We start from the raw sequence: 24,591 nt of genomic DNA on the forward strand, positions 1-24,591 counted from the left end.
GTTGCCAGGTAGGAAGACCTGTTCTGAGAAGGACAGGTTTTTTTCTATATAGAGAAAGAAATCCAAACACATTCCTTATGTGAGCGAAACCAATGGCATCAAATTTCATGTTTTTTCAACAAAGATGCAACTTGCCTGATTCGCTGATAGGATTTAATTTAAGTAATTCATAAAGAACTCATACTACTGGTATAAATAATCGAAAAGTGGTAAAATTGCTAAGTGATGCGAAAGGAGAATCAACATGCAGGATCTTTTAACTGATGTTTTACATGATACGTTGAGTATGCTACCTTTTTTATACGCAGCTTATGTATTTATGGAATATCTTGAACATAAAAGCAATGATAAGATGCAACGTTTATTAGCTGGAACCCGACGATTTGGTCCACTGGTTGGTTCTGTGCTAGGTATTGTACCACAATGCGGTTTTTCTGTTATTGCAGGTGGTTTATATATGAATGGTTCTATCACTCTTGGTACGTTGATAGCAGTTTTTGTATCAACTAGTGATGAAGCTATTCCTATTTTAATTGCGCAACCTAATCAATTAGATGTATTGTTGCAGGTGATTGCAGTAAAACTGGTGATTGGATGCATTTCAGGGTACTTAATAGATCTATTAGTGAAACAGCATCACTTGAAGGAAAATCATCCTTTACATGACATTCATGAGCACTGTGATGAAGAACAGAAAAAACATCCATCCATCTTTGCGATTGCATTCTTACATACACTGAAAATCTTTCTCTTTATTTTCTGTGTGAATTTTATCATATCCTTCATCATTCATGAGTTTGGTGAAGAAGCATTAGCACAATTTTTAGGTGCTGGAAGTTTCTTGCAACCTTTATTTGCGTCGCTTGTCGGATTCATTCCCAATTGTGCTGCCAGCGTTATTTTATCACAACTGTTTATTGACGGTGTTGTGAGCTTTGGTGCATTAACTGCGGGACTGATTACGAGTGCTGGATTGGGATTACTAGTGTTATTTAAGATGTATGATAATAAAAAGGATATTTGCCGTATACTTGGTATATTATTTATAATTGCTCTTGTCACTGGAAGTATTTTACAAATTCTTAGTTAAGTGGTTTCTGTGAGAAATCGCTTTTCTTTTCTTTATCTTCTATTTGAGATATAATAAAGATACGAAAACAAGTGGATGGTGATGAGTTTGGATTATAAACAAGAATTTGCGGATCTACTAGCTGAAAATCGACTAGAAGATGCTCGTATTCTGCTGGAGAAATATAAAATATATGCGTTAGATGATCCTTTTTATTATGGAAATATGGGATGGCTATTAAATCATATGGAACGTTATCAAGAGGCGGAAATCTATCTGCTGAAAGGTATTCATCAGTTTGGGGAAGATGGATGGATGCATTCACAGCTAGGCTTTTGTTATGATCGGCAAGGAAGAATCAAAGAAGGCATGGAGGAGTTATTGACAGCTTTAGAGCTTGGATTTGATGAAGCATGGATTCATGGCGAGATTGGATGGTGCTTCAAAGAAGCTCATGAATATGAGCAGACTGTGAATTGCTTTGAAGATGCATTATTGGACGATCCTAATAATACATGGCTTTTAGCTCAAGCTGCATCTTGTTATCTATCACTTGATAAAAAGGAGCAGGCATTGGAGTATTATTTAAAAAGCTATCAATTAGATCCAGATAGTGACGCTTGTTTTGATTTAGCAAATTTCTATCATCAAAAAGAAGATTATGAGAGTGAAATTCAATATTTGGAAAAAATCCATGAGAAAGAACATGAACCATGGAAGGAATTTCAGATTGCGAATGCGTACATATCTTTACATCGTGCAAAGGATGCTCTAGAACATTTAAAAAAAGCGGAAGCTGCCGGGAAAGATGATACGAGCTTACATGCCCTAATGGGAGATGCCTATCGTTTATTAGATGATATGGAGCATGCAAATGCACATTATGATCGTGCATTATCTTACTACGAAAAGGCCATTCATCGAGAGAAAGAGCATTATTGGATTTATCAGGAAATGATTTGGATAGCGCACAAGCAGCGGGATTGGAAAAAGAAATTAGCATTTTTAAAGCGGGCTGAAAAAGAAAAGAAGGATGATATGTGGTTAATGTATCATTTTGCCCGTTGTTATAGTGATTTAGGAGATTATGAACATGCTGAAAATGCTTGTGAGTTTTGTTTATCGCATGGAGAACAAGGCATGGATATGTTTGATTTATATGCATGGAATCTGGGGCGAGATGGTAAGGAACGCAAGGCAATCGAAGTATTATCGAAACGATTGAAGCGTTTTGGTGCAGATGGCTGGGCTTATGGCGAGTTGGGTTGGAATTATTTGCAACTGCAAGAATATGAAAAAGCCCTTGAATATTTTGTAAAGGCTAGAAAAAAAGAACCTAAGAATGCGATGCATCCTTCGATGTCCGGATGGTGTCATTACCAATTAGATGAGTTAGAAGATGCAATTTGTGACTTTACAACAGCGATGCAGTTGGGAAGAAAGGATGGTTGGATTTTCGCTAGCATGGCAGAAGTATTGGCGAAAGCGGATAGGAAGGAAGAGGCTATCCAATACTATGAACAGGCGTTAGCACAGGAATATGGTGAAGATTGGATACCAGAAGAAGTCGCAAAATTGAAAAAGGAAGAAGTTGCTGTAAGCTAATGGTTAGATAGGAGGTGATGATCATGTGTGGACGTTATTACTTTGCCTTTGAGGATAGTGTACCTTTTCAACGTTTGCAATATAAGGTAGAACAAAAGGCTTTATTTGAATATGCTCGGGAAGAAGTGTTTCCATCACAAAAAGCACTGGTATTAACACGTGGAGAAAATGATTATGATGTGGATGTTATGAAATGGGGCATGGAAGGGTATCAAGGAAAACGTTTGATCAATGCCCGTAAGGAAGGAATAGAGCAGAAAAAAACATTTGCGCCTTATTTAAAGAAACGCTGTTTGATACCTTGCAATGGGTTTTATGAGTGGGTAAAGACAGGAAATGGGAAGCAGAAGATTTATATTCGTAAACAAGACATGCCGTTATTCTACTTGGCAGGAATATATAACGAAAAAAAAGAATTCGTGATTGTAACAGGAGAAGCCTCAGATGCGATGGCGCAGATTCATAATAGAACACCTATTATTTTGCGTGAGGAACAAATCATTTCTTATTTACAAGAGGAACTAGCATTTCAGGTTGATAATGAAGACTTATTGTTTATCAAGGAGAAGAAGTAATGAAACGCCATCAAAGATATCGCACAATAGCTGCCGCAACAATTCTTTTACTTTTTTGGCAAGTCTTTGCCATGGTAAAGGATAATGATATGCTGGTTCCATATCCATGGCAAGTGGTACAACGTATGAGTACCCAAGTTTTTTCTGTTTCTTTCTATACAACGTTAGAGGTTACTTTGCTGCGTGGTTTTGCAGGACTGATTATAGCATTTCTTTTTGCGTTGTTTTGTGCATATTTAAGTTATCGTTCTCATATCTTCCGTGATTTATTTTATCCATTCCTTTTATTAACAAGAAGTGTTCCTAATATTTCTTATATCTTAATTGTCTTAATTATCTTTGCCCGCAGTATTGCAGTGATATTGATTTTATTTCTTATTCTGTTTCCGGTAATATACAGTAATCTATTTAGTGCCCTTTTGCATATGGATAAAGATTTAATGGAAGTCATGAAACTTTATCCGGAAAAGGAAAGTTATGAAATTCGACGTGTATACTTACCTTTATTGCGTCCTAGCATTGAGGCTAGTCTGTCAGCAGGGATGTCTTTAGCGTTTAAGGTCGGAGTCATGGCAGAGATTCTAGGGGGCATGCAGGAAGGAATTGGTCGAGAGTTAAATTTATGTCGTTTGAATTTCGATATGATTGGCATGTTTGCGTGGACAGGCTGGATGATTTTTTTGCTTGTACTGATGGATCGTATCTTACGTGTTTGCATCAAAGAGAGATGATACATAATACATAAACGATCTTACAGAATAGATCATGATGTTTGATGATAAAAAAGAAGTTTTTTCTTATTGCTTTAAGGTAGCAAGGTAAGGTCATTGAAGATTCATAAAAAGCATGTTATAATTATGATAATAAAGTGAGGTGATGTGCGATGAAGATAAACGATTTACTTATTTCTGAATCTGACATGCACATCCACCCTATGAAGCTTTTCTTAAACCAAGTGTAAAATAGCATGTTATTCAGAAATGGATACATGTTTTTTTATGGGTGGATGAGAAGGGAATTTCATGGAAATAAAAATTGTTTCAACAAAGGATGAACTATTTGCTGTATGTCATATGGCAGCTAGCAGTAACGCGCAAAATGAAGCATTATCTGAGGAGTTTCACCGAGGTAGTCTGAATATGGAAGATTGCCTAATTTTAAAAGAAGGGCAACGAATCTATGGCAGAATAATTCTGAATCGCTATTTGACATATCTGACACTGGAAAAAATACCTGTTGAAAGAGCGGTTGGCTTTCTTAAGGAAGCTTGTAATAGAATTCATGAGAAACATATCGTAATACATTTATATTCCGATAAAAGCAATCATGAACTTGTCAAAACTAGTCTTTTATTGTCAGATTTTGTAATTACCCAGGAAAAAGAGAGTTATATTTGTCAACCTTATGCTTATCCTATAAAAGCAGATCTTCGTGATGGCAGAGATGTTGAGGATACCTTATTTATTGAGATGATACAGGCATGTTATGAGCAGAATCAAGATCGTTCTATAAGGAAAGATGCTATACGATATGGGCGATATAAAGCAGCGGTCAAGCTATTTACAGAACTAATCGAGCAAGAACCTCTTACGTATCGGCAAATGTTGTTTGTGAATGGTACTCCTGCTGGAATCGTCTTTTTAAATACGTCTAGTGAAAAGTATCGTGGTATCGGATATTTGGCAGTGCACCCTGCTTTTCGAGCTCAGGGCTTAGGAAAAGTGTTGTTACAGGCGGCTTGCGCATTAGCAGCTAAAGAAAAGAGCGTTTCTACGATCATTGGGGATATTGATGTAAGAAACGCTTATATACGCGATATCGTACAAGCGTGTGCTTTTGAATTGAGTTGTCAGGAATTGGTATTTGAAAAGAACAGTTAGTATAAGATATAATGTATAAAGATTTTTGAAGAAGGAAAAGCAATAAATAAAAAAACGATGTTTATTTTGAAGTCAACCCCATAGTTTATAATTAACCAAATAAAGGGGATTCAAGTCACTTCAAAACATCGTTTTTTTGCTTAGGAACGTTTTAATAATGGAGCTACTTTTTTATAAGAAACAAAGACGATGGAACTCACTAAAACGCCTTTTATAATATTGAATGGAACGACACATAAAAGTACTAAGCCAAGCAATCCATGAATATTGGGGAAGATAGCAGCTCCCATTCCAATAATGATTTCCATCGTAATGGCAGGACTCATAAAATAGGCATAAGCAGGAACTAAGATAAAATAATTAACCAATGCCCCGACTAGTGTCATAATGATCGTTCCCATGATTAGGCCAATCAAAGCATTTTTCTTTGTTTTTTCATGTTGATAAAAAACGGTTGCCGGTACGACCAGGGCACAGCCAATTAGAAAATTAGCAAATTCACCAACTCCCATGGTAATCGTACCATTTAATAAAAGGTTTAAAACGACTTTTAATCCCTCAATGGCAACTGCTGCCCATGGACCCATGGCAAAACCGCCGATTAATACAACAACTTCACTAAAATCAATCTTATAAAATGGTGGAGCGATAGGCAATGGGATTTCAAACATCATCAAGACGCAGGCTAGAGCTCCTAGCATGCTGATTTTGGCGATTGTTTGCATACTCATCTGTTTTTTTGTTGAAACATAAGCTGACATGTTATTCCTCCTTTGGCTGATAGAGCCATCTTTGTCAGCCTTTTTCTGCTGTGAAAACAACAAAAAAAGGTTTTCAACAAAACCTTTAGGGAATATCAAAAAGACACTATACTTCTTTCATCCAGACTATACTGTCGCCACCGGAATTGCACACGGTTCCTGCCAGTTACGGCTTGCGGGGTTTACCGCCGATTGGGAATTTCACCCGACCCTGAAGTTTTTGTCGTTGTTATGATAGCATTGTTTTTGGGGATTGTCAATGCATATGCAATTGCGTTTATAGATGATGATATCTATCATACGTATTTGTGGTGTATTCGTAATTACAAGAAGCACAAGGTTCTTTCACAATTATGTGAAACTTTCAAATATAGAAGGAAAACTGGAGAATATAATGAAATAGTGATATAATACCCTACATGATGAAGGGAGTTTTCAACATGAAATGGTTTCAGAATTTTATGCGTGGAAGATATGGTGTTGACCAACTGTCATTCGCTATTCTTGTTTTATATTTCATTGTAACGATGATAGGAATGATCATGCAAAATAGCATGATTACGTACTTATCTACAATATTGATTATCTGGTGTTGGTTTCGCATACTTTCGCGTAAAACATATAAACGAAGTGCAGAGAATACTTTATATCTGCAGAAGACGTATCCGATTCGTATGTGGTTTCGTAAGAAAAAAAACCGTTTTCAGGATCGTAAGACACATAAGTATTATAAATGTCCTAGTTGTAAACAGGAATTACGGGTACCAAAAGGTAAGGGCGAAATTACAATTACTTGTCCAAAATGTCATACAAAATTTGATAAACGAACATAAGATGTGCAAAGGATAGCACATCTTTTTTTGAGGAAGCAAACGTATGCAAGAGCTGTTTTATCGCAAAGCTTTGATAAAAAGGATTAAGAAAAACCCCATCTGAGAAGGTATGCATCAACATTTATTGGGATAAGCAAATGCATCCTTATTTCCCGTTTGGGGTTTTTATTTTTATAAGTTTTCTTCAGCAGCCATACGATCACGATAGTATTGGCGGCGTTCATGCGGCTTTAAGCCTTTTTTACGTAGACGGATACAGTCTGGTGTGATTTCTACTAATTCATCATCATTGATCCATTCTAATGCTTCTTCTAATGTCATTTCTCTTGGCGGAGTCAAACGCATTGCTTCATCGTTGCCAGAGGAACGAATAGCGGTTAGTTTTTTATTTTTCAAAGGATTTACATCCATATCAACATTACGTGCGGATTCACCAATGATCATACCTTCATACACTTCCGTCTGTGGTGAAATAAAGAGGGTTCCGCGTTCTTGCAAATTCCATAAGGCATACGTCATGGCACCACCGGTATCGGTTGAAATCATAGCACCGTTTGCACGTTGGGTGATTTCACCTTTATATGGTGTGTAACCTTTGATACGGCGTACTAAAGTACCTTCTCCACGTGTATCGTTAATAAATTCACTGCGATAACCTAATAAGCCGCGTGTAGGTGCTTCATAAGTAATACGGACATAGCCATTTTCTTCAACCATATCCACCATTGTGCCTTTTCTTAGGTTCAATTTATTAATAATGGTTCCACTATATTCTTCCGGGGCAATAGCGACAACTTCTTCCACGGGTTCTACCGTTTTCCCATTTTCATCTTTATGCAGAATGACTTCTGGTTTTGATACAGCGACTTCATAGCCCTCACGGCGCATCTGTTCTAATAAGACAGAAATATGTAATTCTCCGCGCCCGCTGACTTTAAAGCAATCACCACTGTCTGTAGGCTCTACTTTTAAACCAACGTTTACTTCTAGTTCTTTTTCTAAACGTTCTTTTAAATTACGGGAAGTAACAAACTTACCGCTTTGTCCTGCGAATGGAGATTTATTGACAATAAAGTTCATACTTAAGGTTGGCTCTTCCACATGAATGCTTTCCAATGGCATCACATGATCTTTTTCACATAAGGTCTCACCGATGGAAATATCCGCAATACCGGCAATAACAACGATATCACCGCTATGCGCTTCTTCAACGGAAACACGGCTTAAGCCACGATATACGAAAATCTGACTTGTTGTATTGGTACGTTCATGTCCAAAGGAATCACATACCACATATTGTGTCTGTGGTTTTAATACACCTTGGTAAATACGTCCGATACCTAAACGTCCGATATATTCATCATAAGCTAAAGCAGATACTTGCATCTGTAATGGTTCATTATCCAGATCTGGATAAACATCACAATGTTTTAAAATCGTTTTGAATAATGGCTCAATAGAATCACTAGGGGTATCCAAATCATATTGAACAATACCTTGTTTCGCAATCCCATACAGGATTGGGAAGTCCAATTGTTCATCGCTGGCATTTAAGTCCAAGAACAGTTCGTATACTTCATCGACAACTTCTTGAGGACGAGCGTCTTTTTTATCAATCTTATTGATCAACAAAATCGGGCGCAAGCCCATCTCTAAGGATTTACTTAAGACAAATCGCGTTTGTGGCATAGGTCCTTCACTGGAATCAACCAGTAAGATAACAGTATCAACGGTCTTAATGATACGTTCTACTTCACTGGAAAAATCCGCATGGCCTGGCGTATCCACAATATTAATTTTTACACCGTCATGAATGACAGAGCAGTTTTTAGAATAAATCGTGATACCACGTTCTCTTTCCAAATCATTGCTATCCATGACGCAGTCGACAACTTCTTCATTACTGCGAAAGACATCACTTTGACGCAGGAAAGCATCAACTAATGTCGATTTACCGGCATCTACATGCGCGATAACCGCAATATTTATAATTTTTTCTTTTTCACTCATATATATATTCCACCTTTATGACCATGTATTATCATATACCGAAATGGGTGGAATTACAATTTTTTTCGCATTTTTATGCGGTTTTTTCCATATACTTTTATGAGCAGGTGAGAAAACATGAAACTTAGAAAAATTGTATGCCCTTTCCTATGCCTTTTGTTGTGGGGATGCTCGCAAAAAGAGATTGCGCAAAACAGCAATCCGCAACAGGAAGTGGGTAAGCGACAACAGCAGTTGGCAGTGGAAGATGCCTATGTGAAAAGTGTCCAATACCCTGAAACATCCTATCCAAAAATGAACAAAAGAATAAAAGAACTCATACATTCCTATGAATCATCCTTTATTAAACAAGCGGTAAAGATGAAAGAAACAAGGAAACCGGAATTCAATGTGAGCTATGAATCGTATGTAAAAGATAATCGTTATTTGTCAGTAAAATTATTATTTTATGAGGTATTGTATCAAAAAAACGAGACCGTTGAAACCATGGTTTATGATACAAAACAAAACACTTTTTTAACGATTGAAGATTTTTTAAGTGAAGATGCTTTGACACAGCTTTCAGCAGACGTCATACAGTATTTTCAAAAGCATGCACCAAAGGCTTGTGACCGTGATGCTTTTCGGACGCATAGTGCAGCCTTGATGGAGAATTATGCGCATTTTGTGCTAAAAAAGGATGCTATGGTTTTTTATTTTCCACCTCATACATTATTTGATACAACAGCAACATATGAGTGTCCTTATGAGAAATTAAAAGGAAAAACCGCATTAAGCAGTGAAACGATTCCTACGGTAGTACCATATGAAGATATATTAAATGAACCTGTGAAAAATATTGATCCCCAAAAACCGATGGTTGCTTTGACGTTTGATGATGGTCCTAGTAAACGCTATACTGCCGCCATATTAGATGCACTAAAACAATATCATGGCAGTGCGACTTTCTTTGTTTTAGGATCAAATGCTGCCAATGCTCCCAATTTGTTACAACGCATGGTGTTGGAAGGAAATGAGATCGGCAATCATACGTTTTCGCATAAACAGCTGACAACTTTATCCAAGGCGAATATCGAAGAGGAAATCGCAGCTACGCAAGAATCTATTTATGGAATAACGAGAACCTATCCGAATGTTATTCGTCCGCCATATGGTTCGAAAAATGATACCGTTATGCAGTGTGCGCAGGGCAAACGCATCGTCACATGGTCATTGGATACACGAGATTGGAAGGATCGCAATACGAAGGTCATTGTAGAGCGAGTAATGAAACAAGTGAAGGATGGAGATATTATATTGATGCATGACTTGTATGATACAAGTGCACAAGCGGCTATCATTTTAATTCCAAAACTGCAGGAGAAGGGATTTCAACTTGTTACGGTCAGCGAATTATATACGTATCATCCGGATAAGGTAAGAAGATCCTAACAACAGGCCAAATGCCTGTTTTCTCTTGTTTATTCTTAGGATAGGAAATGATATATAATTCCACGAATTGTTGTATTTTATGATATAATAATAAAAAGAATATGACGAAATGATATAAGTATCTATGCGTTTTTATCCATTTTAAGAAAACTGCTGCAAAATCATAATACGATGAGGAGGGATAATTTATGAAGGTAGCATACTATAAGGAATTTAGCCATGAATTGAATCGTGACATGGAGTTTAAGGTGTATGGACATGCGGGGAAGCCATGTATTGTCTTTCCGGCACAAAATGGCAGATTTTATGATTTTGAGAATTTCGGTATGATTGATGCAGCAAGCGCGTTTATTGAACAAGGGAGAATTCAATTCTTCTGTGTGGATAGTATTGATGAAGAAACTTGGTCAAATGAAGGTGGAAATCCAAGAGAGCGTATAGAGCTGCATGAACGCTGGTATCATTACATCGTGGATGAATTCGTTTTGCGTGTTCAAGAAATCAGTACCTTTGATAATGGTGGTAAAAGCTATGATAAGATGATGACATGTGGATGTAGCATGGGAGCTTTTCATGCTTTAAACACAATGTTAAGAAGACCGGATGTATTTGATAAGGTACTGGCAATGAGCGGTATTTATCATGCATCTTTCTTCTTCCATGAATATCATGATGAATTGACTTATCAAAATTCACCGAGTGATTATTTAGCTAATCTGAAGGAAGATCATCCATATATGGAATTATATCGCCAGTCTGAAGTCATCTTATGCTGTGGTCAGGGCGCCTGGGAGCAGGAGTGTGAAAATAGTCTACATCATATGGAACAGATTTATGCGGATAAGCAAATTGATGTATGGATTGATTTCTGGGGTTATGATGTTTCCCATGATTGGTATTGGTGGAAGAAGCAAATTGATTATTTCCTGCAATTTCTTGTATAGGAAAAGCATGTTTAAATTAAGAAAAAAAGCAGCTAGTGTATGCATTTCAAGAAAGAGAAAGCAAGCTGCTTTTTTGATGTTAAGCTTTAGGGATATTAACAAAAGAACCCAATGATATGCATGATGAAAAAAGACATAGAAAAAGCCGGTTAAGGGGGGACCGGCGATTTCTAAATCATTATGATTATTTAAGGGAATAGAAAATTGTATGAATTATCATTAGGGAGAATGATGAATACATACAAGCAAGGTGTTTCCCTTGCTCGTCTATAAGTATAAAAAAATACTATAGGTAAAAAATGTTTGAATTACGTGAAAATATGTGAAGTTCTAAAAGATGGGTTTTTGTAAGAATATGCTTAGTTAGTAATCGTTTTAAAAAGTTTTGTCATTTCAATAAAAAAACATTGTCAAAAATAGGAAAATAATGCTAGGATAAGCACCATAAGGAGCTGATCATATGAAGGTAATGACGTATAAGGATGCTTACACTTTAGGCATAGCTATTTTACAACGAGAAGATTTATGTGAACTTTTGCGGCAGCTAGACAGCTGTAAAAAAGAAATTGGGCGAATTGCATTGGACATGAAAGTGGAAAACCGTTTAATGATTCGTGATGGTTTGCAGGAATTAACAGCCCTTGGTTTAGTTTCTACCATTATTCATAAGAATGTAAAACCGATGCAAATTGAATATGCTTTGACAAATCGCGGTGCTAAGTTTTTGAGGGCGGTAAAAACGATTTGGGAAACCGGGGAAGAAATTCGGAAAGAATACGGAGCAATTTAAAAAAGATATCTATTTTATGAAAATGACAGTTTTTCTGTTACATGAAGCGTACGAAAAGAAGTCTTATGGCAAGAAACAACGAATCCATAAGATTTCTTCTTAACATTTCTTCATTATCCAGACAGAAACTGTCTTTTTATTATGGATAAAGTTTTACGTAAGGAAAAGCTATAAGTTCTTATATAAGTTATTCTTCCTCATGCAAAAGTGTTATCAGCTGCGCCATGCTTTTGGCAAAAACCCGTTTTTTACCATTGGGCAGTTTACGAAAATGTTGCAGCAAAGATAATTCGATGTCATCGTGAATGAGCAGCTCTTCATTACCTTTGGCATGTATTTGCAGCAGTTCATTTAAATCGAGTTCCAAAATTTCACAAATCGCTGATAAGGTTTCCAGATTTGGGAAACTGATATTCTTGCAATAACTGGAGATTGTCCGCTGATCTACATTCAAAAGATTTGCTAATTCTTTTTGTTTCATATCCTTTTGAACCATCCTTGCTTGCAAGATACCACCTATCTTTAACATACCGACACCTCTTTCATATTTATATATAGTATAAAATAGAATTGAATAAGCTTATTAAGATACCATTATAAATGGTAAAAAAACAGAATCCATTATATATGTGGAAGAATAATGTATATTCTTTAAAAAATGATGCTATCTTCTTATGAAAAGGTTGAGATAAGAAAAATAATATATTTAAATTCTATAGTTTTAAAGGTGTCTCTATAGCGAAATAGGGTGCTATGGAATTTCTTGTTTAATATATCAAACTTTTTGTTTAAAATATATTGCAATCTTAACAAAAACATGTATAATACACTTGTTTGAAATATAATACAAAAAGTTTAGTGTTACTAAACTGACAAAAAGGAGGAATGGCATGGATATCGGAGCAAAAATTAAGGCTTTGCGCATCCAAAATGATCTGACCTTAGAAGAACTGGCTTCACGCAGTGAATTAACAAAAGGTTTTTTATCACAAGTAGAGCGTAATCTGACGTCCCCTTCGGTCTCAACGCTGGAAGATATCTTAGAAGCATTGGGAACAGATCTTGCCTCATTCTTTAAGGAAAGCAAGCAAACGAAGGTCGTTTTTAGCAAACAAGATCATTTCATTGATGAGCATGAAGAATATTGTATTCATTGGATCGTACCAAATGCGCAGAAAAATGAAATGGAACCTATTCTGCTGGAACTCCATGCGGATAAAACCAGTATGGTTTTTGATCCTCATGATGGCGAAGAATTTGGTTATGTACTGGAAGGACGTATTCTTCTGGTTAATGGGGAGAAGGAGTATCCGGTTAAAAAAGGAGAAACCTTCTATATTCATGGGAAGTATCGTCATTATCTTCGTAATGTAGGGAAACATGACGCTAAAGTGCTGTGGATTACAACACCGCCGTTATTTTAAAGGAGATATGCAATATGGAAATGGAAAAGAAAAAACTGATTCAGTTTAAGAATATCGTCAAAGATTTTGACGGACAGCTTGTTTTAAAGGGAATTAACTTAGATATTTATGAAAATGAGTTTGTGACGCTGCTTGGACCAAGTGGTTGTGGAAAAACGACATTGCTACGTATTTTAGGCGGTTTTTTAGAGGCTAGTGAAGGCCATGTGATTTTCGATGGAGAGGATATTGCCCAATTGCCTCCTTATAAACGTGAGCTCAATACTGTGTTTCAAAAATATGCGTTATTTCCACACATGAATGTATATGACAATATCGCTTTTGGTTTAAAAATCAAGAAGATGAGCAAGGATGTCATTGAACAAAAAGTTTTAAAGATGTTGAAATTAATTAATCTGGAGGGCTTTGAGAAGAAAGATGTTACTTTATTATCAGGAGGACAACAACAGCGTATTGCCATTGCGCGGGCATTAGTAAATGAACCAAAAGTATTGTTATTGGATGAGCCATTAGGTGCTTTGGATCTGAAACTGCGTAAAGAGATGCAATATGAATTAAAGAAAATTCAGCAAGAAGTCGGCATTACTTTTATTTATGTCACTCATGATCAGGAAGAGGCTTTGACCATGTCAGACAAGATTGTTGTCATGAAGGATGGGGAGATTCAGCAGGTTGGTACACCTACGGATATTTACAATGAACCAGAAAATCGCTACGTGGCAAACTTTATTGGTGAAAGTAATATTATTCCTGGCGTGATGCTGGAAGATTACAAGGTGCAATTTGATGATATCGTATTTGATTGTGTCGATTTTGGTTTCAAAGAAAGAGAACAGGTGGATGTCGTCATCCGTCCGGAAGATTTGGATATCGTTAAAGAAGAAGATGGGAAAATGACAGGTATTGTAAAATCGGTATTATTTAAAGGTGTTCATTATGAAATTATGGTGGAAACCGTTCCGGGAACGAGTGTCAGTGTTAATATGCAGGTAACAAAGGAGCACGATATCACATCTAGTGATGCCAGTGAAAAAATATCTGCGAATGATTTCTATGTGGATATCGAAGATGTCAAAGATCTCAACGATGCGGAAATTATTGCGCGTGCAGATGCGCAGGCTTGGGAGACCCAAGAAGATGAATATATTTCTATTTCAAAGATTGAATATGATATCAAAGAAGAAATTGGCACTTACCCGGTAACGTTTGCTACTAGCAATGGAACCAGTGTCTCAATTGATGTTTTTGTTGTGCAGCAGCAATATGTGGAAAATCCTAAAGCGAATGAAGCCATTGCGGCATTTAATTTCTTTAAGACTGTGGATGAAATTAAGGAAAGTGCAGCTTTAGATACGGATTTAAAAACATGGGCAAATGCACAGAGTTGGAAGTTGTCTGATGAAAGTGATGTAGAGATTTCAAATGTGGAATATGACTTTGATCCTGATCATATCACAGCTGGTACGTATCAGGTTACCTTTAGTACACAGGGTCGTGAGTTTAAGATTCATACGACGGATATTGCCGAAGAAGGTGCAGAAGTGGGTCTAACATTCTTCCCGGAAGATATTCATGTCATGAGTAAGATGGGATTTTAACACATGAAGACATTTAAGCGTTTAACGATCCCATACATTGTATGGATGGTCGCTATGATCGTCATTCCGATGTTGTTGATTGTCTTATATGCGTTTACTAAACAGGGGAATGATGTTGTATCTTTACAATTCACATTTGATAATTTTAAGAAGTTTTTTACAGACCCGGACTTCTTAAAGACATTGTGGCTATCCTTACGAATTTCGTTAATTACCACAGTGTTATGTGTATGTATTGGTTATCCAGTTGCGTATGCGATTGCTCAGGCATCGCCTAAAAAACGGAACTTATTGATTTTGTTAGTGACGCTTCCAATGTGGATCAATATGTTGGTGCGTACGTATGCATGGATCGGTATCTTGGCTGATAATGGATTAATCAATCATATCCTAGCATTTTTTGGGCTAGAACCAACAAAATTATTATATACTGATTTCGCCGTTGTCTTAGGTATGGTATATAACTTTATCCCTTTTATGATTTTGCAAATCGAAAGCTCTTTAGCTAAAATGGATAAATCATTATTAGAAGCAGCAAATGATTTGGGGGCAAATCGTTTCCAGCGCTTTAAAAATATTACGTTTCCTTTATCGCTCCCTGGTGTAGTTTCTGGTATCACGCTTGTTTTCTTGCCATCTGTTTCCAGCTTTGTCATTCCCAAGCTGATGGGTGGAGGCGGTTATATGATGATTGGTAATGTCATAGAAAATCAATTCATCACGGTTGGCGAATGGAATTTCGGTAGCGCCATCAGTATGATCATGGCCGTTATCATCATGATCAGTATGTATATCACCCGTCGTCTTGATAAAGGGGATGATACCGTCAGAGCTAGAAAAGGAGGGAATGTACAGTGAACAATAAAAAGTTTTCCCGCCGCTTGATACTCGGACTCATTTTGGTATTTTTCTATTTTCCGATTTTATATATGCTGGTATTTTCCTTTAATGGCAGTCGTTCGCTTACCAGCTTTGATGGCTTTTCTTTGCAATGGTATGAGAAAATGTTCTCTGACCGCAATATGATGGAGGCTATTTACTATACATTGATCACTGCTGTGATTGCGACATTCATCTCTACGATCGTCGGTACGATTACGGCAATTGGTTTATCAAAATCCAAACGCATCGTTCGTGAGGTTGTACAGCAGATTAATGATCTTCCGATTATGAATCCAGAAATTGTTACGGCGGTAGGCTTAATGCTATTTTATGTTTCCATGCATATGGAAAAAGGCTTTTTGACGATGTTATTGGCACATATCGCTTTTTGTACACCTTATGTCATTTTATCCGTCATGCCAAAGCTGAGAAGTCTTGATCCTAATCTGGCAGAGGCTGCCATGGATCTTGGTGCAACACCAGCCAAAGCCATGTGGAAGGTCATTGTCCCTCAAATCATGCCGGGGATTGTTTCCGGTGCTTTAATAGCCTTTACCATGTCCTTTGATGACTTCATCATTTCCTACTTTGTCACAGGCAATGGGGTAAAGAATATATCAACCCTTGTATGGACGATGAGCAAACGTATCAATCCTAGCATCAATTCTTTATCTACCCTAATTGTTATAATGATTACCATTACATTGCTGTTTGTAAATTTAGTACCAATGGTGAAAGAAAAACGTCAAAAACAGGGAAGACCAATTTCTAATAAAGTTTTTGGTATCATCGCTGTATGCTTTACATTAGTCATTGGTTCGGTGTTAGTTGCTTTAAAAGGCGGTGTTGGTTCTTCTTCACCAGAAGATGCCATTGCTAAGTATGGCAGCGATACCTTAAAGGTATATAATTGGGGGGAATATTTAGATCCTGAAGTCAATGCGGCATTTGAAAAGAAATTTGGTGTAAAAATCGTTTATGATACCTTTGATTCAAATGAATTAATGTATACGAAGCTGCAAAGCGGTGAATCTTATGATGTATTAGTACCAAGTGATTACATGATTGAACGTCTGATTCAGGAGAAACAGCTGCAGCCTTTAGATAAATCTATGATTCCTAATCTGAGTAATCTAGCAAAAGGTGTCAAAGGCTTGCAATATGATCCAGATAATACTTACAGTGCGCCATATTTCTGGGGAACGGTTGGTATTGTCTATAATAAGCAGAAAGTTCATAAGACTGATTTGGAAAAAGAAGGCTTCAATATTTTCCATAATACGAAATATAAAGGTCATATCTATATGTATGACTCAGAACGTGATTCCTTTATGATGGCATTAAAAGCCTTAGGCTATTCCATGAATACAAGTGATAAAAAAGAGTTGAAAGATGCTTATGATTGGTTGGTCAAAGCAGTCGATATCATGGATCCGGAAATTGTGACGGATGAAGTTATTGATGCAATGATCAATGGCAATAAAGATATGGCATTAGTGTATAGTGGAGATGCTGCATATATCTTAAGTGAAAATGAAGATATGGACTATTATATGCCAAAGGAAGGAACGAACTTGTGGAGTGATGCCATGGTCATTCCTAAGAATGCTAAAAATCCAAAACTGGCAAATGATTATATCAATTTCCTTTTAGATTATGAAGCAAGTATGAAAAACACACTGTTTGTCGGTTATGCATCCAGCAATGAAGAGGTTTTAGATGAGGCAAGCAGTGAAGGTGGAGAATTTGATGGCAATCATGCATATCTGCCTCGTGTGGGTTATGCGAAAGATGAAATCTTTGAATATAATGCCGATGTGAAGAAAATTATTTCTGATTATTGGACAAAGGTAAAGATTGCAAAATAAAAGAGTTGTGAAATAGGCTTGCTTTATGCGCTATCCGATAGCCGTAATGCTTTAAAACATTATTGTTTATATAGGTGGCACAGGATACACAGATTGTTTGAATAAGCTAAAAAGATTGACGAATTTCTTATTGCATGATAAAGTTTTCATAGTTATATGACTGACGGAAGTGGAATGGACCACAGGGAGTATAATGTTAGATAAGCCGACCGTCTGGGCGTTTGTTGACGTCTGGAAGTGTCGGCTTTTTTCAATTCTTAACGGAAGGGAGTATTATAATGAAAGAAATGGAATTAAAGTATGGTTGTAATCCCAATCAGAAACCTGCTCGTATCTTCATGAAGGAAGGGGAACTTCCTATCACAATATTAAATGGAAATCCTGGATACATCAATTTGTTAGATGCTTTTAACAGCTGGCAATTGGTAAAGGAGTTAAAAGAAGCTACAGGATTGCCAAGTGCGGCTAGCTTTAAACATGTATCACCAGCCGGAGCTGCTGTCTATGTGGCGTTAAACGATGTTGAAAAGCAGATGTATTTTGTGGATGATGTGGAGTTAACACCAATGGCAAGTGCATACATTCGTGCCAGAGGCAGTGACCGTATGTCAAGCTATGGGGATTTTGCGGCTTTAAGTGATGAATGTGACGCTGCTTGTGCAAAGTATTTATCAAAAGAAGTCAGTGATGGTGTTATAGCACCTTCCTTTTCCAAAGAAGCATTAGCAATCTTAAAGAAAAAGAAAAAAGGGAAGTATGTTGTGATTCAGATGGATCCATCTTATGTGCCAGAAGTTATTGAACAAAAGGATGTTTTTGGTATTACTTTTGAACAAGGGCGAAACAATATTAAAATTAGTGATGCTTTATTTACAGAAATTCCTACCCAAAACAAAACGTTGAGCGCTGAGCAAAAACGTGATTTATTAGTAGCTTTGATTACATTAAAATATACACAATCTAATTCCGTATGTTATGTAAAAAATGGTCAGGCTGTGGGAATAGGAGCCGGTCAGCAATCCCGTGTGCATTGTACCCGCTTAGCAGGTAATAAGGCAGATAATTGGTATCTTCGTCAGCATGAAAAAGTATTGACCTTGCCATTTAAAGATGGCATTCGCAGAGCTGATCGTGATAATGCGATTGATGTTTATATTTCTGATGATTATGAAGATTTATTGAATGATGGCATGTGGCAAGAGATGTTTATGGCGAAACCAGAACCCTTTACAAAAGAAGAGAAAAAAGCATGGTTAGCAACCTTACAAAATGTTGCGTTAGGTTCTGATGCGTTCTTCCCATTTGGTGATAACATTGAGCGTGCGCATAAGAGTGGTGTCTCTTGTATCGCACAGGCGGGTGGCTCTATTCGTGATGATCATGTGATTATGACTTGCGATAAATATAATATCGCCATGTGTATGACACATGTGCGTCTGTTCCATCATTAAGTCATTAACCTCAAATAGGCATATGAGCTTATTTGAGGTTTTTTCTTTATATAAATGACACTGATTATGCAATTTTTGTATAAATGCTTGAGGTTGTAATCAAATAGGCTTATATTAAAGGCATACTAATGAGATAGGAATGAGTCCATTTCTTATTTTATTCATGGAGGGAAACAGATGAAAACAAGCAAAAAGACAATTAGAAAAGTATCATTTGCATTACTATCACTTTTTTTATCAATGAGCTTTATTTTTCAAGATAGCAATGTATTATCGAAACTACAGGCTGCTGCCATTTTTTATCCAAGGACATCGGCACCAAGTAAAAGTGATTACCATTATTATTCTGATAATCCTTTTTATCAATCTGGTTATGGTATGCCAAACTGTACAGCTTATGCTTGGGGTAGAGCATATGAAATTTTAGGATATAAACCAAATTTATCAAGAAGTCACGCTTATAATTGGTTTAACGATAATGTAAATAAGGGCGCGTTTAGCTATGGAAACACACCTAAAATTGGTTCAATCATTTGTTGGAATGGTGGTTATGGGCATGTAGCGGTAGTAGAAGCAGTAAATGGAAATACGATGACGATTTCTGAATCAGCCTATGGTGGATTTAACTTTAGAACAAAAACGGATAGTATTACTGAAATTCAGAAAAAAGATCCAGGTTTTCAAGGGTATATCTATTTAGGAAATTTTACTAATGAAAGTATTCCAAATGCTCCAACTCTTAATTTAAGCAATTCTGGCTATCATTACACGATGTCTTGGAATGATGTTGGAGCCAGTGAATATATCGTAAGAATTTATTGTGCAGATGAAGAAATGAAGGTTATAAATGTCGGAAGAAATTTCTCTTATACAATACCTTTATTAGGAAAGAATTATTGGGCAGGAGTTTCCGCTAAAAATAGTGCTGGTGAATCACCATTATCTAATTTGGTGGAGATGATACCTAACGCCTATAATTTGCTAGGTAAAGCGCAAAATCTTGGAGAGCATTTTTATGCGCAAATAGGCTTTTCTAATAACACATATTTGGTGAATGTAAATAACAATGCACAATTAGGAAACATTAATTCTTCTAATCAAGCTATTTATGAGTTTACCAGAACAGCGAATGAGGCATATACCATAAAAGATATGAAAACAGGATTATATTTAGATGTGTATCAGGCTGCTTCAAAAAGTGCTACGAATATGCAGTTCTATTCATACAATCCTGGACCTGCGCAGCGCTTCTTCATACGGAAATTTAATGATGGCTACTCATTACAACCAGAATGTGCTCCTTATATGGCAATGAATGCTTCAGGAGGAAACTTTGAATCTGGAACAAATATTCAGATATATCCAATAGATCTAACATCAGCACATAAGCTTTATATCAAAAAAGGTGAAATAAAAATTCCTGCTGTTGTAAAAGATTATAATGGTAGGTATGATGGCAAGCCACATAGTATAAGTATTGCAAATGTACCAAGTGGTTCTCAGGTGTATTATCGAACAAGTACAAGTAGCGCTTGGTCCTTAAAAAAACCAACGCGAACAAGTGCGGGAACGACCACAATATATTATAAAATAACAAATCCCCTTTATTTTCAAACGCTGAGCGGGGACGCAAAAATTACTATTCAAAAAAATATTCAGAAAGGTTATGCAAAAAGTTATAATGGAACGTATGATGGGAAATCTCATACAATAAGTTTCAATAATGTTGCCAGTGGCTCTAAGATATATTATCGTACGAGTACGAAAGCGAAATGGTCAACAAAGAAAGTAACCCGTACAAGTGCAGGAACGACGACAATTTATTATAAGATTGTAAATAGCAATTGCACAAATACGAAAACGGGAACTGTGAAAATTGTAATTAAAAAGGCATCACAAAAAGGCTATGCAAAAAGTTATTCAGGAACATATAATGGAAAGTCTCACACGATACGTATGAGTAATGTAGCAGCAGGTTCTAAAGTATATTATCGTACCAATAACAGGGCAAAATGGTCTACGAAAAAACCTACTCGCACAAGTGTTGGAACAACGGCGGTGTATTACAAAATAGTGAATAGTAATTGCACAAGGACAAAAACAGGTAGTGCTAAGATTACAATTAAAAAAGCAATACAAAAGGGTAAAGCAAAGGGGTATAGCGGTTCTTATAATGGAAAAGCCCATACGATAAGTTTTCATGATGTAACAGCGGGTACAAAGATATATTATCGTACAAGCACAAGAGCTAGCTGGTCAATGAAGAAACCAACGCGCACATCTATTGGAAAAACGACGGTATATTATAAACTAAGTAATGCAAATTGTACGAAAACGGTTTATGGTACATCTTCTATCACGGTAAAAACAGGTATGCAAAAACCTAGCGTAAAAAGTTATACAGGATATTATGATGGAAAAAATCATTCCATTTCGCTTAGCAATATAGCGAAAAACTCAGTGGTTTATTATCGTACTAGTACGAAAGGGAATTGGACAAAAACGAAACCATATCGTAAATCAATCGGTATTACAACCGTATATTATAAAATCACAAACAAGAATTACGCGACAGTATCTGGCAGCGCGAAAATCGCGATTGAACAAAAAGTGACAGGAATTAAATTAAATACCTCGTTAGTAACCCTTTATACCCCAAACACATATCAATTAAAAGCTTCCATAACACCAGCCAATGCAACAAATAAAAAAGTAACATGGACAACTAGCAACACTAATATTGCAAGCATCAGCTCTTCTGGAATAGTAACGGCCAAAGCAGCTGGTAGTGCAACAATCACCGCAAGAGCAAGTAATGGAAAAACAACCAAATGTACGATTCATGTTAATCAAAATAATGTCTATATAGCAGATGGCACATATGCTTTCACATCACCAGATGCGCGATATGCGTTAACAGCACCAGGTTCGCAAGCTTTTACTAAATTAAATATCCAACCCAATGGGGATTATAATGCGCAATATTGGAATCTACAAAATATTGGCGGTAATGCTTTTATCTTACGAAGTCAACTTGATAATAACAAGGTAGTTGATATCTATCATATCCACTCAGATTATATTACAGCAGCAAGTCAATATGAGACACCTCCAACATATTATGGGCATGTCGAAGGACATGCATATCTGAATCCCTATACAGATCCTATGGCGGATGAGTGGCAAGCGATGAAACTGTATGATGGAACGTATGTCATCAAATTAAAGCAATATCCAGACTTTAAGTTAACGCGTGGAGGAGATTATGATGCAAGTGGTAATTCCGTTTATTTGTATCATTGGAACGCATGGCAACAGACCTATTGGAAATTAATAAAAGTATTCTAAAACATAAATAAAGGAAGGGGCAATCCTTCCTTTATTTATGGGGGATGGTATTTGCCAATTTAATCAGCGTATGCATTGCATCATTGACATGTTTATGTTTCAGATATACGATGTGATTTCTATTCATCAGCTGAAGCTCAGCTAACTGTACTTCTTCAAGCGTATGGTTCTTTAATTTCTTTGTAACCATTTTTTCCGGAAGAAACGTGATACCAAAACCTTTCGTTGCGGCTTTCAATAAAGCGGTAGAATTGGTTGATGTCCATGCGGGATGTAAAGGAATATCATATAGCAAGAAACAGCTTTCTACAACATCGCGTATGGCACTGCCTTCTTCTCGCAGTAATAATGGAAATTTAGCGATATCCGATAGAGAAGTAATCGATTGCTTCTGCAATACTTCGGGATGAGCGACCGCTTTTATGTGATAGGTTGAAAAGGGCAGACAGATAAATGCATCTTGATCAATCATCCCCTCAACAAAAGCTATATCCAATTGCTGTTGGACTAGTTTATCTAAAATAGCCGAACTTGACGCGATTTCTACCTGCATCGACAAAGAGGGATAAGCTTTTTTTAAATCCTTCAAGATAGTGGTAAGAAAGTCATTTGCTATGGTGATGCTAGAACCAATGCGCAGGGTGTATTGGGAATGAATCTTTGCAACATGTTGCAGGACATCGTCATAGTGGGTTAATAAGGCATTTACTTTTTTTAAGAAGAGTTGCCCTTCCGGGGTCAAGATGGCTTTTTTGGGAAAGCGTTCAAAAAGGGGTGTCTGCAGCTCTTCTTCCAATTCACGAATGGCCTTTGAAACAGCTGGTTGTGTCATATACAAGGATTGAGCAGCTTTTGTGAAACTTTGCTGTTCTGCGGCTTTTTGAAAGATGCGAAAACGTCGAATATCCATAGTTACCTCCATAACCTATAGGTTATCTATCTTATAAAATAATATAATTTTATTTATGCTGCGTCAAATGGTAAACTATTATCGAAGAGGTGTTTTTATGAATAAGATGAAAAAGCTGACTTGGCTGTTTGGTATCAATATGTTTATCAGTGCCTTTACTTTTGGCGGCGGCTATGTCGTTATACCAATGATCCGGAAATATTATGTAGAGAATAAAGCGTTTTTCGATGAAGACGAATTAATGAAGATTGCAGCTATAGCACAGTCTTCTCCTGGTGCGATAGCTATTAATATGAGTGCTTTAAGTGGTTATCGAGTTGCTGGTAAAAGTGGCTTATTTGTTAGCTGTATTGCGGCAATTTTACCACCTTTATGCATTTTATCTATTGTTTCAGCAATTTATAGTGTGATTCGGGATAATACAATGGTCAATGCTGTATTAAAAGGGATGGAAGCAGGTGTTGCGGCATTGATTGTTGATTTGATTGTTGATATGTATGCAATGATCGTGAAAGAAAAGCAATTGTTTTTCATCTTAATGACTCCGGCGGTCTTTGTGTTAAATTATTTCTTTCAAATGAATGTGGCTGTTTTGATTATTTTGTGTGCCTTGATTTGTGTACTGAAAGTCCATATGGAGAGAAGGAGCGTGAGCATATGAGTTTATTACGATTATTTTTTGCTTTCTTTCAGATTGGCTTATTCAGTATAGGCGGTGGATATGCCATTATTCCTATGATCAGTGAACAGGTAGTTCAAAGTCAACATTGGTTGAGCGCACAAGAGTTTACGGATATCATTACAATTTCCCAAATGACACCGGGACCTTTAGCGGTGAATACTTCCACATTTGTTGGTATGCGTGTAGCAGGTATACCTGGTGCATTATGTGCAACGATTGGCTGTATCTGCATGGGGGTATGCATTGCCTATGGTATTTATCATATCTTTCAACGCTTTTCTTCCTCACGTGTTTTTATGGAAGTATTAAAAGGATTAAAAGCCGGTTCTTTGGGTCTGATTATGGCGGCAGCGGCAATCATTGTGTCGTTAGCTTTTTTCAAAGAGGGAAGGATTGCTATGGAGGCCATCCAAATACCAGCCGCCTTTATCTTTTTGATTATTTTATTCATTAGCCGCAAATGGAAGATGAATCCCATTGCTTTAATGATGCTTTCTGGTGTTGTCGGAATACTTTTTTATCAATAGATA

The 24,591-nt window shown here is 36.7% G+C and carries 21 protein-coding genes and 2 riboswitches; of the genes, 17 read left to right on the forward strand and 4 right to left on the reverse strand.

Features of this window, described 5'->3' with window-relative positions; all coding sequences use genetic code 11:
• Positions 1–244 precede the first annotated feature (244 nt).
• The 5 genes from LI241_RS06930 to LI241_RS06950 all read left to right on the forward strand — a co-directional run bounded on the left by LI241_RS06930 (position 245) and on the right by LI241_RS06950 (position 5,129).
• Positions 245–1,090, forward strand: a complete 846-nt coding sequence (locus LI241_RS06930) for a putative manganese transporter (RefSeq protein ID WP_008687548.1) — start codon at positions 245–247, stop codon at positions 1,088–1,090.
• Positions 1,091–1,171: 81 nt separating this feature from the next.
• Complete coding sequence (locus tag LI241_RS06935; protein ID WP_227151115.1) at positions 1,172–2,674, forward strand: tetratricopeptide repeat protein; 1,503 nt, start codon at positions 1,172–1,174, stop codon at positions 2,672–2,674.
• Between the two features lie 23 nt (positions 2,675–2,697).
• Entirely contained in the window at positions 2,698–3,249 is a 552-nt protein-coding gene (locus tag LI241_RS06940; RefSeq protein ID WP_008687552.1) for an SOS response-associated peptidase, read from the forward strand.
• Positions 3,249–3,980 (forward strand): ABC transporter permease, encoded by a 732-nt coding sequence (locus LI241_RS06945; RefSeq protein WP_008687557.1) that lies wholly within the window; start codon positions 3,249–3,251, stop codon positions 3,978–3,980. Before LI241_RS06940 ends, LI241_RS06945 begins: the two co-directional genes overlap by 1 nt.
• Before the next feature lie 291 nt (positions 3,981–4,271).
• Positions 4,272–5,129, forward strand: coding sequence for a GNAT family N-acetyltransferase (locus tag LI241_RS06950; protein ID WP_008687559.1), 858 nt, complete (start codon positions 4,272–4,274; stop codon positions 5,127–5,129).
• A gap of 140 nt (positions 5,130–5,269) precedes the next feature.
• Here the strand turns inward: LI241_RS06950 and LI241_RS06955 are convergent, their stop codons facing one another.
• Positions 5,270–5,890, reverse strand: a complete 621-nt coding sequence (locus LI241_RS06955) for an ECF transporter S component (RefSeq protein ID WP_008687560.1) — start codon at positions 5,888–5,890, stop codon at positions 5,270–5,272.
• A gap of 105 nt (positions 5,891–5,995) precedes the next feature.
• Positions 5,996–6,113, reverse strand: a riboswitch (FMN riboswitch).
• A 217-nt stretch (positions 6,114–6,330) separates the two neighbouring features.
• Between LI241_RS06955 and LI241_RS06960 the strand changes: the two genes are divergently transcribed.
• Complete coding sequence (locus LI241_RS06960; protein WP_008687565.1) at positions 6,331–6,723, forward strand: hypothetical protein; 393 nt, start codon at positions 6,331–6,333, stop codon at positions 6,721–6,723.
• 171 nt (positions 6,724–6,894) lie between these two features.
• On the opposite strand, the gene typA is transcribed toward LI241_RS06960, so the two are convergent.
• Positions 6,895–8,733, reverse strand: a complete 1,839-nt coding sequence (typA, locus tag LI241_RS06965; RefSeq protein WP_008687568.1) for a translational GTPase TypA — start codon at positions 8,731–8,733, stop codon at positions 6,895–6,897.
• A 117-nt stretch (positions 8,734–8,850) separates the two neighbouring features.
• On the opposite strand from typA, the gene LI241_RS06970 reads away from it, so the two are divergent.
• The 3 genes from LI241_RS06970 to LI241_RS06980 all read left to right on the forward strand — a co-directional run bounded on the left by LI241_RS06970 (position 8,851) and on the right by LI241_RS06980 (position 11,898).
• Positions 8,851–10,164, forward strand: a complete 1,314-nt coding sequence (locus tag LI241_RS06970) for a polysaccharide deacetylase family protein (protein WP_008687570.1) — start codon at positions 8,851–8,853, stop codon at positions 10,162–10,164.
• 188 nt (positions 10,165–10,352) lie between these two features.
• Positions 10,353–11,108 carry an esterase family protein gene (locus LI241_RS06975; RefSeq protein WP_008687572.1) on the forward strand — a complete coding sequence of 252 codons (756 nt, stop codon included), beginning with the start codon at positions 10,353–10,355 and terminating at the stop codon, positions 11,106–11,108.
• Positions 11,109–11,568: 460 nt separating this feature from the next.
• Positions 11,569–11,898, forward strand: coding sequence for a winged helix-turn-helix transcriptional regulator (locus tag LI241_RS06980; RefSeq protein ID WP_008687573.1), 330 nt, complete (start codon positions 11,569–11,571; stop codon positions 11,896–11,898).
• 187 nt (positions 11,899–12,085) lie between these two features.
• Here the strand turns inward: LI241_RS06980 and LI241_RS06985 are convergent, their stop codons facing one another.
• A complete protein-coding gene (locus tag LI241_RS06985; protein WP_008687575.1) occupies positions 12,086–12,427 on the reverse strand; it encodes a helix-turn-helix domain-containing protein in 342 nt (113 codons plus the stop codon).
• 361 nt (positions 12,428–12,788) lie between these two features.
• Between LI241_RS06985 and LI241_RS06990 the strand changes: the two genes are divergently transcribed.
• The 6 genes from LI241_RS06990 (at position 12,789) to LI241_RS07015 (ending at position 22,469) form a co-directional block, all read left to right on the forward strand.
• The gene (locus LI241_RS06990; protein WP_008687576.1) at positions 12,789–13,322 is read left to right on the forward strand and encodes a helix-turn-helix domain-containing protein; all 534 of its coding nucleotides are present in this window, start codon (positions 12,789–12,791) and stop codon (positions 13,320–13,322) included.
• Positions 13,323–13,342: 20 nt separating this feature from the next.
• The gene (locus tag LI241_RS06995; protein ID WP_026006733.1) at positions 13,343–14,920 is read left to right on the forward strand and encodes an ABC transporter ATP-binding protein; all 1,578 of its coding nucleotides are present in this window, start codon (positions 13,343–13,345) and stop codon (positions 14,918–14,920) included.
• A gap of 3 nt (positions 14,921–14,923) precedes the next feature.
• Positions 14,924–15,778 carry an ABC transporter permease gene (locus tag LI241_RS07000; protein WP_008687578.1) on the forward strand — a complete coding sequence of 285 codons (855 nt, stop codon included), beginning with the start codon at positions 14,924–14,926 and terminating at the stop codon, positions 15,776–15,778.
• The gene (locus LI241_RS07005; RefSeq protein WP_008687579.1) at positions 15,775–17,670 is read left to right on the forward strand and encodes an extracellular solute-binding protein; all 1,896 of its coding nucleotides are present in this window, start codon (positions 15,775–15,777) and stop codon (positions 17,668–17,670) included. The genes LI241_RS07000 and LI241_RS07005 overlap by 4 nt, the downstream gene beginning before the upstream one ends.
• 146 nt (positions 17,671–17,816) lie before the next feature.
• Positions 17,817–17,896, forward strand: a riboswitch (ZMP/ZTP riboswitch).
• Between the two features lie 52 nt (positions 17,897–17,948).
• A complete protein-coding gene (locus LI241_RS07010; protein ID WP_008687580.1) occupies positions 17,949–19,121 on the forward strand; it encodes a phosphoribosylaminoimidazolecarboxamide formyltransferase in 1,173 nt (390 codons plus the stop codon).
• 177 nt (positions 19,122–19,298) lie between these two features.
• Positions 19,299–22,469: a CHAP domain-containing protein gene (locus tag LI241_RS07015; protein ID WP_008687581.1), complete on the forward strand. Its 3,171-nt coding sequence runs from the start codon at positions 19,299–19,301 to the stop codon at positions 22,467–22,469.
• 31 nt (positions 22,470–22,500) lie between these two features.
• Here the strand turns inward: LI241_RS07015 and LI241_RS07020 are convergent, their stop codons facing one another.
• Positions 22,501–23,379 (reverse strand): LysR family transcriptional regulator, encoded by an 879-nt coding sequence (locus LI241_RS07020; RefSeq protein WP_008687582.1) that lies wholly within the window; start codon positions 23,377–23,379, stop codon positions 22,501–22,503.
• 97 nt (positions 23,380–23,476) lie between these two features.
• On the opposite strand from LI241_RS07020, the gene LI241_RS07025 reads away from it, so the two are divergent.
• Both LI241_RS07025 and LI241_RS07030 read left to right on the forward strand, forming a co-directional pair.
• Positions 23,477–24,040 (forward strand): chromate transporter, encoded by a 564-nt coding sequence (locus LI241_RS07025; protein ID WP_008687583.1) that lies wholly within the window; start codon positions 23,477–23,479, stop codon positions 24,038–24,040.
• A complete protein-coding gene (locus tag LI241_RS07030; RefSeq protein ID WP_008687584.1) occupies positions 24,037–24,588 on the forward strand; it encodes a chromate transporter in 552 nt (183 codons plus the stop codon). Before LI241_RS07025 ends, LI241_RS07030 begins: the two co-directional genes overlap by 4 nt.
• Positions 24,589–24,591: the final 3 nt, after the last annotated feature.

The organism is Longicatena sp. 210702-DFI.1.196 (genome assembly GCF_020563125.1).
Taxonomy (GTDB): Bacteria; Bacillota_I; Bacilli_A; order Erysipelotrichales; family Erysipelotrichaceae; genus Longicatena; species Longicatena caecimuris.

What these genes read in the sequence shown, in the direction of transcription:
- LI241_RS06930 (WP_008687548.1), top strand. Translation starts at nt 245, where the DNA reads ATGCAGGATCTTTTAACTGATGTTTTACATGATACGTTGAGTATGCTA.
- LI241_RS06935 (WP_227151115.1), top strand. Translation starts at nt 1,172, where the DNA reads ATGAGTTTGGATTATAAACAAGAATTTGCGGATCTACTAGCTGAAAAT.
- LI241_RS06940 (WP_008687552.1), top strand. Translation starts at nt 2,698, where the DNA reads ATGTGTGGACGTTATTACTTTGCCTTTGAGGATAGTGTACCTTTTCAA.
- LI241_RS06945 (WP_008687557.1), top strand. Translation starts at nt 3,249, where the DNA reads ATGAAACGCCATCAAAGATATCGCACAATAGCTGCCGCAACAATTCTT.
- LI241_RS06950 (WP_008687559.1), top strand. Translation starts at nt 4,272, where the DNA reads ATGGAAATAAAAATTGTTTCAACAAAGGATGAACTATTTGCTGTATGT.
- LI241_RS06955 (WP_008687560.1), bottom strand. Translation starts at nt 5,890, where the DNA reads ATGTCAGCTTATGTTTCAACAAAAAAACAGATGAGTATGCAAACAATC.
- LI241_RS06960 (WP_008687565.1), top strand. Translation starts at nt 6,331, where the DNA reads ATGAAATGGTTTCAGAATTTTATGCGTGGAAGATATGGTGTTGACCAA.
- typA (WP_008687568.1), bottom strand. Translation starts at nt 8,733, where the DNA reads ATGAGTGAAAAAGAAAAAATTATAAATATTGCGGTTATCGCGCATGTA.
- LI241_RS06970 (WP_008687570.1), top strand. Translation starts at nt 8,851, where the DNA reads ATGAAACTTAGAAAAATTGTATGCCCTTTCCTATGCCTTTTGTTGTGG.
- LI241_RS06975 (WP_008687572.1), top strand. Translation starts at nt 10,353, where the DNA reads ATGAAGGTAGCATACTATAAGGAATTTAGCCATGAATTGAATCGTGAC.
- LI241_RS06980 (WP_008687573.1), top strand. Translation starts at nt 11,569, where the DNA reads ATGAAGGTAATGACGTATAAGGATGCTTACACTTTAGGCATAGCTATT.
- LI241_RS06985 (WP_008687575.1), bottom strand. Translation starts at nt 12,427, where the DNA reads ATGTTAAAGATAGGTGGTATCTTGCAAGCAAGGATGGTTCAAAAGGAT.
- LI241_RS06990 (WP_008687576.1), top strand. Translation starts at nt 12,789, where the DNA reads ATGGATATCGGAGCAAAAATTAAGGCTTTGCGCATCCAAAATGATCTG.
- LI241_RS06995 (WP_026006733.1), top strand. Translation starts at nt 13,343, where the DNA reads ATGGAAAAGAAAAAACTGATTCAGTTTAAGAATATCGTCAAAGATTTT.
- LI241_RS07000 (WP_008687578.1), top strand. Translation starts at nt 14,924, where the DNA reads ATGAAGACATTTAAGCGTTTAACGATCCCATACATTGTATGGATGGTC.
- LI241_RS07010 (WP_008687580.1), top strand. Translation starts at nt 17,949, where the DNA reads ATGAAAGAAATGGAATTAAAGTATGGTTGTAATCCCAATCAGAAACCT.
- LI241_RS07015 (WP_008687581.1), top strand. Translation starts at nt 19,299, where the DNA reads ATGAAAACAAGCAAAAAGACAATTAGAAAAGTATCATTTGCATTACTA.
- LI241_RS07020 (WP_008687582.1), bottom strand. Translation starts at nt 23,379, where the DNA reads ATGGATATTCGACGTTTTCGCATCTTTCAAAAAGCCGCAGAACAGCAA.
- LI241_RS07025 (WP_008687583.1), top strand. Translation starts at nt 23,477, where the DNA reads ATGAATAAGATGAAAAAGCTGACTTGGCTGTTTGGTATCAATATGTTT.
- LI241_RS07030 (WP_008687584.1), top strand. Translation starts at nt 24,037, where the DNA reads ATGAGTTTATTACGATTATTTTTTGCTTTCTTTCAGATTGGCTTATTC.